This is a genomic window from Bacillus cereus group sp. MYBK101-2 (assembly GCF_051918845.1).
In the GTDB taxonomy this organism is placed as follows: Bacteria; Bacillota; Bacilli; order Bacillales; family Bacillaceae_G; genus Bacillus_A; species Bacillus_A paranthracis.
The window spans coordinates 15,849-30,524 of sequence record NZ_JBQAIE010000014.1 but is presented as its reverse complement, the minus strand read 5'-3'; the positions used below and the strand labels follow the sequence as shown (position 1 = coordinate 30,524).

The following is a 14,676-nucleotide window of genomic DNA, read 5'->3' as shown; positions in this document are numbered from 1 at the left end:
GAATTTTGTTGAGAAATATTTATATAGATATAAAAACATCCCTTCCAAGTAATAAGGAAGGGATGTTTTGTTTAACTAATTTTTGAATTAGGTGTTTCATCAATTTTATGAAAACCTTTCATGTAATACACGATAGCTAAACCAATAAGCCAAATTGGGCCAACAATCAATGCAATTCTTGTATCTTCTGAATACGCCATTATACATAAGACTAGTGCAAGGAAAGCGAGTGAGAAGTATGAACTTATTGGGTATAAAGGCATTTTATACGATAACTTTTGTTTGTTTTGCGCAGGTAAACTTTTACGGAACTTGATTTGAGCGACTAATATAATGCCCCAAGTCCAAATTGCTCCGAAAGTTGAAATACTAGTAAGCCATGTAAATACCTTTGCGGGTACAAGATAGTTTAATATAACACCAACGAGTAAAACGATTGCCGTTGCTACAATTCCTTGACTTGGAATGCCATTTTTATTTAAACGACCGAATCTTTCAGGAGCTTTTTTCTGCTGAGCTAATGTATATAGCATACGGCCTGTACTAAATAAACCACCATTACAAGAAGAAAGAGCTGCTGTTAATACGACAAAGTTAATAATCCCTGCTGCTTTTGCGATACCGATTTGTTGGAATGTTAATACGAATGGACTTCCTTTCTCACCAAGTTCGTTCCATGGATAAATTGCCATCATAACGAATAGAGCCCCAACGTAGAACAGTAAGATTCTCCAAAATACGTTATCAATTGCTTTTGCGAGTGTTTTTTTCGGATTTTGAGCTTCACCTGCTGTAACACCGATTAATTCGACACCTAAATAAGCGAATAACACCATTTGCATGGAGAGTAGTAACCCAGAAAAACCATTTGGGAACCAGCCACCATGTGACCAAAGGTTTGAAATGCCAGTAGCGATACCGCCGTTTCCGAAGCCAAATAAAATAATACCAGCTCCAACTACTATCATACAGATAATTGTGACAATTTTAATGAGAGCAAACCAAAATTCAAGTTCTCCAAATACTTTTACGGATAAGAAGTTGAAAGTGCTCATTAATAATAGAGCGAGTAATGCCCAAGTCCAGCGCGGAATATCTGGGAACCAGTATTGCATGTAAATGCCAGCAGCCGTAATTTCAGCCATGCAAGTAACAACCCATAAGAACCAGTAGTTCCAACCGGTAATATAGCCAGCTAGTGGTCCAAGATAATCATATGCATATTTACTAAAAGAGCCAGCAACAGGTTGTTCAATTGCCATTTCTCCGAGTGCTCGCATAATGAAAAAAATAACGAGTCCAGCAATCATATAGCCTAGTAAAATAGAAGGGCCAGCTAGTTTAATAGCAGAAGCAGATCCTAAAAATAGTCCAACGCCAATAGCTGAACCGAGTGACATTAAAGTAATATGTCTTTCTTTTAAACCTCGGTTTAAAGTTCCAGATTTGTTTGTGTGCTGCATAAGAAGAATCCCCCTTGTAGAGTGAACGATATTTGAATGCGTTTACTAAATATTTAACTATTTCAAATTATAAAACATTTCCATCTGTTATGCTACAAAAATAATCAATATTAACTGTACTACATCTGTGCTTGTCAGACTTAAACTTAAAATTCGAACTATTAGCGAATATATTGACTCTTCTTTTTATTGATTGTTAAGATTAAGTATTATATTTTCTCACATACTAGTAAGAAAAGAATGTGTGATAATAATTCAGATGTAGGAAGGGTACATAACCATGTTTCAATTACAAAAATATAACACTTCTGTGAAGCAAGAGCTTTTAGCTGGCATCACAACTTTTTTTACATTTGCGTATATTCTTGTCATCAATCCGAAAATATTATCTGATGCAGGTGTACCATTTGATCAAGCTTTTACGGCAACTATTATTGCGACTGTTGTAGGGACGTTATGTATGGCGTTTTTAGCTAACTATCCAATTGTTATTGCTCCAGCTATGGGAATGAATGCGTATTTTGCTTATTCTGTTGTTCAACAGGCAGAGGGGATTACATATGTCATTGCGTTTTCAGCAGTATTTGTAACAGGTATCATTTTTCTTTTATTATCTTTCACTTCATTTAGGCAAAAGCTAATTGTCGCAATTCCTGACAGTTTAAAACATGCAATTGCAGGTGGAATTGGGTTATTTATTGCTTTTATTGGATTACGTCTATCTGGAATTATCGTTGATCATCCATCTAACTTAGTTACGATTGGTGATTTCCATTCTCCAGCCGTTATTTTAACTTTAATTGGTTTGATTTTAGCGGCGGTATTAATGACATTGCGTGTGAGCGGTGCATTATTTATTAGTATGATTGTGACAGGAATTATCGCCTTCTTTACAGGGCAGCTGAAGTTTACGGATAAAATTGTTGCGATGCCTCATTTACCAGAGGGGATTATCGTTTCAAATCCAATCAACGCCTTTTCAGATGTAATTGAATACGGATTATATGGCGTTGTATTTTCATTTTTACTTGTACTGTTATTTGATACAACAGGAGCATTACTCGGTTTAATTAAACAAGCAGGCTTAATTACAGATAATACAGAGAAACGTTTTGGTAAAGCATTTATTGCGGATGCAATTGGCGGTACTACAGGCTCTATCTTTGGGACAAGCCCAACAGCAGCGACGATTGAATCTTCAGCTGGTATTGCTGCAGGTGGTAAAACAGGATTAACAGGTATTGTAGTAGTCGGCCTAACGATTATAACGGCATTCTTCAGCCCTGTTATTGCTTCTTTATCAAGCGTAGCCGCTATTACAGCTCCTTCATTAATTATTGTCGGTAGTTTAATGGCACAAAGTATTCGTGATATTAATTGGAATGAATTTGAAGATGCATTACCAGCATTTTTAATTTTCGTTGGTATCCCGTTAACGTCTAGTATTGCGAATGGAATTGCAATTGGATTTTTAGTGTATCCAGTCTTAAAAATTGTGAAAGGGAAAGGGATGGAGGTACATCCGTTACTCTACTTATTTACAATTTTATTTGGATGTCATTTATTCTTATAATATAGGAGAGGGGGCTTCTTATGAGGGGCTCCTTTTTTGTGTATAATAAAGTGAAACTATAATCAGTGGGGGTTCTGTTCATCGCCCCCACTGATTATTAGTTGAACCAATCGGGCTTTTATGGGCAGTTTGACTCTCTCTGGATATCTGGTTATTAGCTTAATTATTAGGAGGGAGTCTTACTGCCCGTTAATGCGGGGTAAAGTGAAACTATAAGTAGTTACGCAAAATATAAATTACCTAATGGAATATATATGTTACAATAAGGTGGAGGAGGAACATGAATGGCTGTAAGTAAAATAAAAGTCGCGCGTGTTCAGTTAGATTTAACACAGCAACAATTAGCAGAAAAAGTAGGCGTTACAAGGCAAACGATTAGTTTAATTGAGAAGGGGAAATACAATCCATCGTTAGATTTGTGTTTGAAAATTTGTTATGCGGTAGACAAAACATTAAATGATTTATTTTGGGAGGAAAAGGAGTGAGGGGATGAGAATCGTGAAAGATGAACGCTTAATGATTGAGGGGCTAAAGCATATTAGACTCGTTTTCATCTTACAAAATATTGTCATACTAGGTATTGTTTTTTATCGCTACGTTTTGCAAGATGCAGGATATGAAAGTGTTTCGGATTTATTAATGGTATTTATGGTCGGGATAGTAGTTATTAATTTTTTAAACTTGAAAAATTCAGTGGAAGTGTATGAGCATACGGGCGGAGTATCACGCAGTTATCTTATGAAGCTATTATTCATTCCTGTAGGTATTGTTATTGGTATTTTAGCTATTTGTATCGTTGTAACACCAGATATTTCGATAAAGGAAATCAGTTTGACAGGATTTATTATGTTAGCTTGTTTTTTAGTTCCTAGTCTGTTTATATACATATATATGAAAAAGATAAAAAGTGAAGATTGAAATATAAGAAAAGCTTTCCCGTATTGTGGAAAGCTTTTCTTATATTCTTTTATATAGTACTTTATGAAGACCAATTGGTTCAATTTCAAAGATTTCACCATGTTCTTGGAAGCCTAAGCGCTTGTAATAGTCAGACACAGTAATTCGGCCATTACACCATAATATATTTGCTTGACGCTCTTGTAAGATTTGTTCTGCTTTCTGAATTAAGGAGCTTCCAGCGTGGTTGTTTCGAAATTCAGGTAATGTGGCCATTCCTCGTAGACGATAATGAATACCTGTAGGTAGGTCAGGATATATTTCTTTTGAGAAGGAAGCGATACTAATTAGTTTATCATTTATAAATGCCCCTAGGTGAAAGCTGTCTGTTTCATAGTCGGAAGGATATTTACAATCTGCTAATGTTTGACTTGGGCGCAAAATTTTTTGACGTAATACGTAAGTTTCAGATCCGTCAATATTTTTCACGGTAAGCATAGTAACATCCTTTCTTATAACGCTTTTTCTGTTAATTGTATAAAGAAATAGGCAGGTGCGGCGAAAAGTCCGAGTATGCTAGCGGTTCCGAGAAGGAGTGAAAGTAAGAGGCAAGAGTATTTTATTCCATTTGATTTTTTCCATCCGTAACTACAAATTTCAATACTAACACCGATGAGAATAATGGCACCTAGTATTTCCGCTAATAATAAAAGAGCTAAAGTTACAATAGACATAATGTGATCCATCCTCATAATATGTGATAGTAACATTTTACCATATGAAATGGAAAAAAATGCCCCTCAATTATGTGAGGGGCATTTTTTTATTCTAATATGTTTTTTAGTGTATCGATATGTTCTTTTGAGCCTGTTACAAGTAATGTGTCACCGTGTTGTAGTCTTGTATCACCATGCGGGATTAATGCTTTGTTCCCACGATAAATTTGAATGACTAGTACATCACCTAGAAACGGAAGGCGACGAAGTGCAACGCCATTATATTTATTACTTCGTAGTTCAACTTCACGGACTGTTTCGTTTGCTGTTGTAATTAAGCGAACGAGACTCGGTTTATCAATTAGCGCACGTAATAGAATACGTGTAGAGTTAATGGTTGAGAATACGGCGATATGTTCTTGTGTTGCTTTTTCTTGTAGAAGCGGATCTTCTACACTTGCAATAACATGTTCAACACCTAGTTCTTTTGCATGTTCTGCTAATAGTAAGTTTTGTTCATCATCACTTGTTGCAACAACAACGCGGTCTGCATGAAATGCTGTTTGTTTGGTTAATGATGCAATTGTGATGTCATCTAATTTCACAATAGGGAAGTCGTGCGATTTCGCTTCCTCATCATTTATTTTATTTTGACGCATCATATATAGTGTTACGTCATAATCTTCTCGTTTTAAATCAAGTGATAACGGAAGGGTAATTCTGCTCGCACCAATAATTGAAACTTTTGGTTTTGGTGTTTCCACTTTTGGGAACATCTTTTTAAATAATATAGGTGCGAAAATACAAGTAATAACTGCGCTTAAAATAAGGGAGGCAGATAAACTTGGACTAATGATTCCTAGTTTTTCACCAATTTGTGCAGCTGCAATAACTAAAGAAAGTGTCGATGTTAATAAGATGGCACTCCCCAGTACGATATTACGTGGATACCATTTTCGTAAAACGAGTGATGGTAACAGTTTTGAGATAAAGAGTCCTACAATTAGAATTGGAATCATTAGCATACTAGAAGGCTCTTTAAAAATAGACCAAACCTCTAAATTTACACCAACCATTACGAAGAAAATAGGAATGAAGAAACCGTATCCGATAGAATCCAGTTTTTCAACCATATCTTCATTTGGTGATAATAATGATACGAGTACACCTGCTAAGAAGGCGCCTAAAATATTTTCAGCTCCAACGGATTCAGATAACCCAACTAATATTAAGATGAGTGCAAAAACAGCTCGTGTATCAATTTGTACACTCCCAGCTTTTAAGCTATCCAAGTATGGAATGTTTTTAAAACGTTTTGCAACGAAGTAAATAACAATACCAGCGCCGAATAGAAGAAGAAGAAGCCACATGCTTTGGCCGCTTTCGGAATTTAATCCGACGAATACAGCGAGTAAAATCATTGTAACTAAATCTGCAATAACAGCGACTAATAAAATGATTTGCCCAATTGCTGTTTTTCCTAAGTTATTCTCTTTTAATGTTGGTACGACAACACCTAAAGAGATTGTTGAAATGATTAAAGTCATAAACATTGCATTATCTACAAATCCTAGCCATACAAATAGTAGTGATAGGGCATAAGATAAGATGAAAATAAATAAGAAGATAATACTTGCTGCTTGGAATGTGTTTGGTTCGTTTGTCGTGTTCTTTTTCCCTTTTTGTTTAAAGATAGAAAAATCAATTTCTAAACCGCTTAAAAACATAAGAAAGATAAATCCTAGTGTCGATAAGACTTGAAGCCACATATCTGGCTCAATAATATTAAACCCACTTTTACCTACAAAGATTCCTGCGATGATTTCTGCAACAACGACAGGAAGTGCTTTTAATTTAAAGCGTTGTAACAAAAGGGGAACGAAAAACGCGATTGCAACGACAACCATAAGTGATAGAACAGAAGTGTGATGTTCCATTGCGTTCTCTCCCTTCAAATAAATATAGTACTTATTTAGCCATATAATAGGTAGAAAAGCAACGCATATGGATTCGATTTCATAAAGAAAGAGTTTTCTTAACATTTGTCATAATAAGTATATTTTTCATGATTCTGTTGTTAATTCCGTAATGTGGATGTAATAGGGGAGGGAATAAAAAAAGACTGCTGAGGAATCTCAGCAGTCTTTTTCATGTACATTACATTGAGAAGAAGATCCATACAGTTAAACCAACTGTTGCAGTTGCAACGAAGAAACTGTAAATCATAGTAAGAACTTGAACTCTTCCTTCTCCTTCTTTTAAATGCATGAACATAATTAATTGTAACAACGCTTGCGCAACAGCCATTATGATAATGGTAGTTAAGATCGTTGATAGTGGCAGGTTTGTATAAAGTGCCACGTATAACGCTAGAAACGTTAGTGCAAGCGATAAAATAAATCCGAAAACGTGTGACCAAGGGAATCCGCTATGCGCATGCCCGTTTGCTTGATTGTTATTTTGACCCATTTACGCCACCATCCCGTTCAAGTAAACTAGTGTGTAAATAAAGACCCAAACTAAATCAAGGAAATGCCAGTATAAGCTGATAATGAATACTTTACGAGCTGTAACTGGTGTTAAACCTCGTTTTAAAATTTGGATAATAACACAAATTGCCCAAATGATACCGCCTGTTACGTGGGCTCCGTGTGTTCCAAGAAGAACGAAGAATCCAGATAGGAAAGCACTTGTTTGAATTGTTGCGCCTTCACCAATATACATAATGAACTCTTCAATCTCGAAGAATAGGAAGCCTGCACCTAAAAGTAATGTAAGGACGAACCATCCAAGCATTGCTTTTTGGTTGTGCTTACGCATTTCGTGAATCACGATACCACATGTGAAACTACTTGTTAAAAGTAATAATGTTTGAATTAAAAGCGTTTTAAGTTCAAACAGTTGTGCTGGTGTTGGGCCATCTGCCGTACGACCAGCAAGTACTAGATAAGAGGCGAAAAGTGTTGCGAACAGCATAATTTCAGCCCCAAGAAAAATCCAGAATCCTAGGATATTCAATCTGCTTTGTTCGGATTGATATTCCAAAGGTAAGCTTTTATCTAAAGCCGCCATATCATTTCACCTCTCATGCTACATGTTCTGATTTTTTAATTTCATCAACACTAATATAGTAACCTTCATCGTAATCGAATGAACGATAGATTAAGCAAGCTAAAATACCAATGCCGCCGATTGCTGCAAGCCAGAACCAGCTAAATACTAATGCGAAACCTGCAAGACCGAAGAATCCAGACGCAATAATAGGCACACCAGAGTTACTTGGCATGTGAATTGGTTTGATGTCTTCTGCTGCTGGTGTAACTGTTTCTCCGCGTTTTTTCATGTACCAGAAAGCATCAGCTTCTTTGATTTCAGGAAGTTTCGCGAAGTTGTAATGTTGTACAGGAGATTGAGTTGCCCATTCAAGTGTACGGCCGTCCCATGGATCTCCAGTTGTGTCACGTTCACCGTGACGAGCACTCCAAATTACGTTGTAGCAAAGAAGTAGGAAGCCGATACCCATCATTACCGCACCAACAGATGCGATTTGGTTTAGCCATCCCCATCCAAGACTTTCAGAGTAAGTGTACATACGACGAGTCATACCGTCTAAACCTAAGAAGTACATTGGGAAGAAACAGATGTTGAATCCGCTCATAAAGATCCAGAATGTCCATTTACCTAGGCGTTCATTTAACATATGACCAGTCATTTTTGGATACCAGAATGTGAATCCAGCAAGCATAGCGAATACTGTACCTGCGATTAATACGTAGTGGAAGTGAGCGATTAGGAAGTAGCTGTTATGGTACTGATAATCAGCTGCTGCCATACCAAGCATAACCCCTGTAACCCCACCGACTACGAAGTTTGGAATAAATGCCAATGACCAAAGCATTGGAACTGTAAAACGAATACGTCCTTTATACAGTGTAAACAACCAGTTAAAGATCTTAACCCCGGTTGGAATCGAAATCGCCATTGTCGAAATCGAGAAGAATGAGTTAACCGCTGGACCTGCACCCATCGTGAAGAAGTGGTGAAGCCATACGACGAAACTTAGTAAAGAAATTGCAACCATTGAGTATACCATCGCACTGTAACCGAATAGACGTTTACGTGAGAATGTACTAATGATTTCAGAGAAAATACCGAATGCCGGTAAAATAACGATATATACTTCAGGGTGACCCCATACCCAGAATAGGTTGGCCCATAACATTGGCATACCGCCGCTCGCCATCGTAAAGAAGTGAGCATCGAATAGACGGTCAAATGTCATTAATGCAAGAGCAACTGTTAATACTGGGAAAGCGAAAATAATGATAATCGTTGTAATTAAGATTGACCAAGTAAACATTGGCATTCTCATTAAAGTCATACCAGGTGTACGCATTTTTAAGATAGTAACAAGGAAGTTAATACCTGTCATTAACGTACCGAGACCTGAAATCTGTAATGCAATTGCGTAGTAGTTATTTCCTACACCAGAAGTAAACTCTGTACCTGCCATTGGGAAGTAAGAAGTCCACCCAGCGTCTGGAGAACCACCGATTACGAAAGCGATGTTGAATAACATTGCTCCGACAAAGAATAACCAGAAACTTAAAGCATTTAAGAACGGATATGCAACGTCACGAGCACCAATTTGTAATGGTACTACAAGGTTCATTAATCCCATAACAAATGGCATCGCCATGAAAAGAATCATAACTGTACCATGTGTTGTGAAGATTCCGTTATAGTGTTCAGCGTTTAAATAAGTTGTTTCAGGGAATGTTAACTGTGCACGGATCATTAAACCGTCCATACCACCACGGAATAACATAATAACCGCAGAGATAATATACATGGCCCCAATCTTTTTATGGTCAACAGTTGTTAACCATTCGTCCCAAAGCCATTTCCATTTTTTATACTTAGTTAGTACGAAAATGATTGCTAATGTCACAAGAACGATAGAAGCGTCTGCACCGTAAATAATCGGGTCACCTGTGACAAAGAATTCATCAAGCTTCACTGTGTTCACTCCAATCTGTTGGAATTATAGCTATTATTTTTTGTTTTTGTAGTAGTTGTAATCACAATATTCAAGTGATTTTGGATCTACATAACTTAAGTGATGGCTAGAGAATGTCATACGACCAACTACACCAGGTTTAACAATTTCGTTGTACTTATCTTCTGTTAGTTTAGGAGCAGTTTGTTGTACTTCTTTAACCCACTTGTCATATTTCTCTTTAGTTTTCGCTTCAACTTCGAACTCCATGTGAGTAAATCCTTCACCAGAGAAGTTCGCGCTACGACCTAGGTAAGAACCTGGCTTATCAGCTTGTAAATAAAGGTCCATAATCATGCCATCCATTGTGTACTTCATACCACCAAGTTCTGGTACCCAGAAAGCATTCATTGGGCCGACAGAAGTCAGTTTGAATTGAATTGGTACACCAGCTGGGATGTTTAAATAGTTAACGGTTTCAATTTTTTCCTCTGAGTAACTGAATAACCATTTCCAGTTTGCAGATGTAACATAAATCTCCACTGGTTTAATATGTTTGGACTCTTTCGGAACCTCTTCCGAAGCATAAGTTGCTTTTACTGTTGGAATCGATAATGCGATAACGATAATAACAGGAACAAGCGTCCAAATGATTTCTAATAATGTGTTACCGTGTTGTTCAGGTGGCTCATAGTCCATATTCTCTGGTTTTTCACGATAACGAATCAAGATGACTGTAAACAAGATGAATACAATTGCGATAATTAATGACATAAGCAAGAATGACCAAACAATTAAATCATACTGTGCTTTTGCAACAGGTCCTTGCGGATTTAATACTGCGAGTTTTTTATCACAGCCACCGAGGAACAGAAGTAATGATAACGGAAGAAGCGAAGCCAACTTCCAAAACGCTTTCTTTAGTTGCACGATTGAAAATCTCCTTTCTCCTTGGATTGAAACTATGCCAATAAAACAATATAAACCTATTAATTTATAGAAGGCAATAGTTTTTGAGATATTGTTAAAAAATAGACACAAATGCACACTTTTTAAGGTGAATATCATTTGTAACTTGATTACATTGTAAACTATTTTCCAGAGAAAAATGCGATTGTGAAAATTTTAAGATAAATAAAGTTATACCAGGATACCCAAGAAATAGAAAAAAGCTATCTTATCATAAGAAAGATAGCTGAATATTTCGTATATTTAGTTTATTTCTTGTGAAATAGTCTGTTGTTGTTCAAATGTGACAATTTTTTTATATTTCACTTGATACAAAATGTAACAAATGACCATAAATGGAATACCGCAATAAAGAGCAATTCTCTGATCTGGAATGAAAGCTAAACTAACAAATGTAATGAAATTGAGTGAGAACGCTACGATTGGAACGAGCGGATAAAGTGGTGTGCGATATTTTAAATCATTTATGTCACCACCGTTTTTCACGAAGTTTCTACGGAAGAAAAACTGTGAAGCCGCAATTGACATCCAAACGACAACAGCAGCCATTGCTGCGATAGATGTTAAAACTAAAAAGACAGTATCTGCTGCAAATATACTTGTTAATAGGGATAGACTTGCAAAGATTAGACTGAAAATCAATGCGTTTAGTGGTACGCCTTTTTTCGTTAACTTCGTAAATGCTGGACTTGCCATTCCTTGTTTTGCCATCGCCCAAAGCATACGTGAATTTGCGTATAGACCAGAATTGGCTACGGATAATACAGCTGTAATAATAACAAAGTTCATAATGTCTGCTGCATATGGAATACCAGCTACATCAAATACAAGTACAAATGGACTTTCGACTAGATTAGCCTCTTGCCACGGGAGTAAACCTACAACAACTGATATTGCTAGGACGAAGAAGAATAGCGTTCGCCAAATGGTATTTTTGATTGCTTTTGGAATTGTTTTTTCAGGATTCTCACTTTCTCCTGAAGCAATTCCGATTAATTCTGTTCCTTGGAAAGAATAATTCACTGTAATCATCGTAAGAAGAACAGCCAGTGCACCGTTTGGAAATAATCCGCCATTTTCAGTGAAATTGTGAAGCATTGGAGCTGGTTTTCCGTTAAAGTCTAGTAGACCGAACATAACTGCACCACCGAGTACGATGAAAATAACGATGGTTGCGACTTTTACACTAGCGAACCAAAATTCTGCTTCTGCATATGCTTTTGCTGATAGAGCGTTTACAAGAAAGAGTGCTGCCGCAAATGTAACACACCAAATCCACGAAGAAACATCTGGAAACCAGCGTTTCATTAAAATACTTACAGTTGTTAACTCTACTCCAACTGTAACAGCCCAATTCAACCAATACATCCAACCGACAACAAAACCAAAACCAGGTGAAATAAATTTGCTTGCATAGCTTTGGAATGAACCTGCTTCTGGCATAGCAACAGATAATTCACCAAGACATAACATCGTTAAATACATAACAAATCCACCGACTAAAAATGCAAGAATAGCACCACCAGGGCCGGCGTTATGGACGATTTGACCTGATCCCATAAATAGGCCCGTTCCAATTACTCCACCAAGTGCAATCATAAATAGGTGTCTACTTTTCATTGTTCGTTTTAAATCTGTTTGTTCTACTTGTTGATTCATATGCCCCTCACCCCGTTATTTTTGTATGTATGAACTGATTTTCATTCCGAGTTTTTAATCATTAGTGGGGGATGTGACACATACTCGGTTTATTTATTATGAAATGAATGGAGTATGTAAAAATGTGAACTATGACTAAATACTCTAAGAATGTTTTTGTTAATAAGGTGATATCTTCACCATGTTAATTATTTTGATTTTAGCAAAAATATTCAGAAAAGTATATTGTTTTTTCTTTTTATTAAAAATAATTAGAATTTTCTTCATAGAAAAAGTGTGAACAATGATTCACAGAATCTTTCTAGCAAACTAGTAAGAAGCAAGGTACAATGATAGCAGGTATATCTGTAAAATAATAATTAATGGAGTTTTGTTTAAAATGAAAAAGTTAAAATATCTTTTTGTTTTTGGAATTATATTTGCTGCAGCGTTTTTTATAGGGAAAGATAAGATTATACAAAAGGCACAAGTGCTACGCTTAGATTTTCTATCTGAAATGAAAGAAGCGGCTATGATTGAAAATGTTCCGTTTATAAAGCAGTTACCAGAATTGCCTCGTGGATGTGAAGTGACAAGCTTAGCTATGTTGCTACAATATAAAGGTGTACAAGTAGATAAGATGCAACTTGCTAGTGAAATTCATCGAGTTCCATTTGAACAAGATGGTTTGCGTGGAAATCCTTATGAGGGATTTGTTGGAAATATTTATACAAAAGCTGAACCAGGATATGGTGTGTACAATAAACCAATCTTTAATTTAGCGGAAAAATATGTTTCTGAAAAAGTAATTAATCTAACAGATAGAGACGTGAATGATCTATATAAAGTAATTAGTTCTGGTTCTCCAGTATGGGTTATTATTAATACAACGTTTAAGCCGCTAGCTGAAAGTAGATTTGAAACATGGAATACAAGCTCTGGTGAAGTGAAAATTACATATTTTGAGCATAGTGTAGTAGTAGTTGGATACGATCAAAACTTTGTATATGTAAATGATCCTCTAAAAAATAATCCGCGTTTTGCTGTTCCGCGAGCAGAGTTTGAGCAAGCGTGGGAGCAAATGGGGAAACAAGCAATTACTATTTTATAATAATGAGAAAGCCATCTTTTTTGATGGCTTTTTATTTTTAAATAATTATAGCGGAAAATTCAGAAGATTCTTTTAAAAGTTAACAATTCACGTTATAATAACATTTAACTTGGTGAAGAAGGGGAGAAGAGAAATGGATGTTGCAAAAGAACTTGTTTTGTCAAAGGATCAGTTGGTTGAGTGGAGAAGGCATTTTCATAAGTATCCAGAGTTATCTTTTCAAGAAGAAAAAACATCGCAGTTTGTATTCGACATACTTCGGAAAATCCCATGTTTAGAGGTGTCAAGACCTACGAAATATAGTGTAATGGCAAGGTTGATTGGAAAGCAGCCTGGTAAAATAGTTGCGGTTCGAGCTGACATGGATGCCCTACCTATTCATGAAGAGAATGAGTTTGACTTTATTTCTACATATCCGGGTGTAATGCATGCATGTGGCCATGATGGACATATAGCGATATTACTTGGAGTTGTACATAAGTTAGTAGAAGCAAGAGAGAAGATTAAAGGGGAGATTCGTTTTCTATTCCAACATGCTGAAGAAAACTTTCCTGGTGGTGCAGAGGAAATGGTTGCAGCGGGTGTAATGGAAGGGGTCGATTATATTATTGGTGCTCACCTTTGGGCATCGTTAGAGGTTGGAAAAGTAGGTGTAATTTATGGTCCCGCAATGGCTGCTCCAGATGTTTTTAAAATTATAATAGAAGGAAAAGGTGGACATGCTGGAATCCCTCATGAAACAGTTGATAGTATTGCAATTGGTACACAAGTGGTTTCGCAACTTCAGCAAATTGTCTCTCGCCTCACGAATCCGTTAGATTCTCTTGTAGTATCTGTTACGCAATTTCACGCTGGGACAACTCATAATGTGATTCCAGAGCAAGCGGAGATTGAAGGGACAGTGCGGAGTTTAAGACATGAGTTGCGAGAAGAAACAGAGAAAAGAATTGAACAGATTGTAAAGCATGTGACGGAAGCTTACGGAGCGAAATATACGTTTTCTTATGAATATGGATATCGTCCCGTCGTAAATGATTATAAAGTTACAGAGATTATTGAGCAAACAGCATTACAGCTTTATGGAAGAGAACGAGTTACTCGTTTACAGCCGACGATGGCTGGAGAAGATTTTTCAGCGTTTTTACAAAAAGCACCAGGGACATTCTTTTTTATCGGAGCAGGAAATAAAGAGAAAGGAATTATATATCCTCACCATCACCCTCGTTTTACGATTGATGAAGATGCATTACCAATTGGCGTGCAAGTCTTTGTATCATCGATTATGAATTTCATAAGTAAAGGAGAATGAG

Annotated in this window: 14 protein-coding genes; 5 read left to right on the top strand and 9 right to left on the bottom strand. The window is 36.6% G+C overall.

Annotation, left to right across the window (positions count from 1 at the left end; all coding sequences use genetic code 11):
- Positions 1-71 precede the first annotated feature (71 nt).
- The gene (locus tag ACTFSI_RS21920) at positions 72-1,463 is read right to left on the bottom strand and encodes an amino acid permease (RefSeq protein WP_440045643.1); all 1,392 of its coding nucleotides are present in this window, start codon (positions 1,461-1,463) and stop codon (positions 72-74) included.
- Between the two features lie 280 nt (positions 1,464-1,743).
- Between ACTFSI_RS21920 and ACTFSI_RS21915 the strand changes: the two genes are divergently transcribed.
- The 3 genes from ACTFSI_RS21915 (at position 1,744) to ACTFSI_RS21905 (ending at position 3,954) form a co-directional block, all read left to right on the top strand.
- On the top strand, positions 1,744-3,036 hold the full coding sequence (locus tag ACTFSI_RS21915; RefSeq protein ID WP_000487209.1) for an NCS2 family permease: 1,293 nt from the start codon (positions 1,744-1,746) through the stop codon (positions 3,034-3,036).
- A 284-nt stretch (positions 3,037-3,320) separates the two neighbouring features.
- Positions 3,321-3,521: a helix-turn-helix transcriptional regulator gene (locus ACTFSI_RS21910; protein WP_000301182.1), complete on the top strand. Its 201-nt coding sequence runs from the start codon at positions 3,321-3,323 to the stop codon at positions 3,519-3,521.
- 4 nt (positions 3,522-3,525) lie between these two features.
- The gene (locus ACTFSI_RS21905; protein WP_275894166.1) at positions 3,526-3,954 is read left to right on the top strand and encodes a hypothetical protein; all 429 of its coding nucleotides are present in this window, start codon (positions 3,526-3,528) and stop codon (positions 3,952-3,954) included.
- Positions 3,955-3,993: 39 nt separating this feature from the next.
- Here the strand turns inward: ACTFSI_RS21905 and ACTFSI_RS21900 are convergent, their stop codons facing one another.
- The 8 genes from ACTFSI_RS21900 to ACTFSI_RS21865 form a co-directional block, all read right to left on the bottom strand.
- The gene (locus ACTFSI_RS21900; RefSeq protein ID WP_062821498.1) at positions 3,994-4,431 is read right to left on the bottom strand and encodes a GNAT family N-acetyltransferase; all 438 of its coding nucleotides are present in this window, start codon (positions 4,429-4,431) and stop codon (positions 3,994-3,996) included.
- 14 nt (positions 4,432-4,445) lie between these two features.
- Positions 4,446-4,703 carry a DUF4022 family protein gene (locus ACTFSI_RS21895; RefSeq protein ID WP_011040011.1) on the bottom strand — a complete coding sequence of 86 codons (258 nt, stop codon included), beginning with the start codon at positions 4,701-4,703 and terminating at the stop codon, positions 4,446-4,448.
- A gap of 53 nt (positions 4,704-4,756) precedes the next feature.
- Positions 4,757-6,586, bottom strand: a complete 1,830-nt coding sequence (locus ACTFSI_RS21890) for a monovalent cation:proton antiporter family protein (protein ID WP_000399987.1) — start codon at positions 6,584-6,586, stop codon at positions 4,757-4,759.
- A 220-nt stretch (positions 6,587-6,806) separates the two neighbouring features.
- Positions 6,807-7,118, bottom strand: coding sequence for a cytochrome aa3 quinol oxidase subunit IV (qoxD, locus tag ACTFSI_RS21885; RefSeq protein ID WP_000531380.1), 312 nt, complete (start codon positions 7,116-7,118; stop codon positions 6,807-6,809).
- Positions 7,119-7,721 carry a cytochrome aa3 quinol oxidase subunit III gene (qoxC, locus tag ACTFSI_RS21880; RefSeq protein WP_000729317.1) on the bottom strand — a complete coding sequence of 201 codons (603 nt, stop codon included), beginning with the start codon at positions 7,719-7,721 and terminating at the stop codon, positions 7,119-7,121.
- A gap of 13 nt (positions 7,722-7,734) precedes the next feature.
- Complete coding sequence (gene qoxB, locus ACTFSI_RS21875) at positions 7,735-9,669, bottom strand: cytochrome aa3 quinol oxidase subunit I (RefSeq protein WP_000762372.1); 1,935 nt, start codon at positions 9,667-9,669, stop codon at positions 7,735-7,737.
- Positions 9,670-9,702: 33 nt separating this feature from the next.
- The gene (locus tag ACTFSI_RS21870; RefSeq protein WP_440045642.1) at positions 9,703-10,578 is read right to left on the bottom strand and encodes a cytochrome aa3 quinol oxidase subunit II; all 876 of its coding nucleotides are present in this window, start codon (positions 10,576-10,578) and stop codon (positions 9,703-9,705) included.
- 282 nt (positions 10,579-10,860) lie between these two features.
- A complete protein-coding gene (locus ACTFSI_RS21865) occupies positions 10,861-12,276 on the bottom strand; it encodes an amino acid permease (protein WP_001076071.1) in 1,416 nt (471 codons plus the stop codon).
- 379 nt (positions 12,277-12,655) lie between these two features.
- Here ACTFSI_RS21865 and ACTFSI_RS21860 point away from each other — a divergent pair, with 379 nt between their 5' ends.
- Together ACTFSI_RS21860 and ACTFSI_RS21855 are read left to right on the top strand one after the other, a co-directional pair.
- The gene (locus ACTFSI_RS21860) at positions 12,656-13,366 is read left to right on the top strand and encodes a C39 family peptidase (RefSeq protein WP_000734469.1); all 711 of its coding nucleotides are present in this window, start codon (positions 12,656-12,658) and stop codon (positions 13,364-13,366) included.
- A 133-nt stretch (positions 13,367-13,499) separates the two neighbouring features.
- Positions 13,500-14,675 (top strand): amidohydrolase, encoded by a 1,176-nt coding sequence (locus tag ACTFSI_RS21855; RefSeq protein WP_000382098.1) that lies wholly within the window; start codon positions 13,500-13,502, stop codon positions 14,673-14,675.
- Position 14,676: the final 1 nt, after the last annotated feature.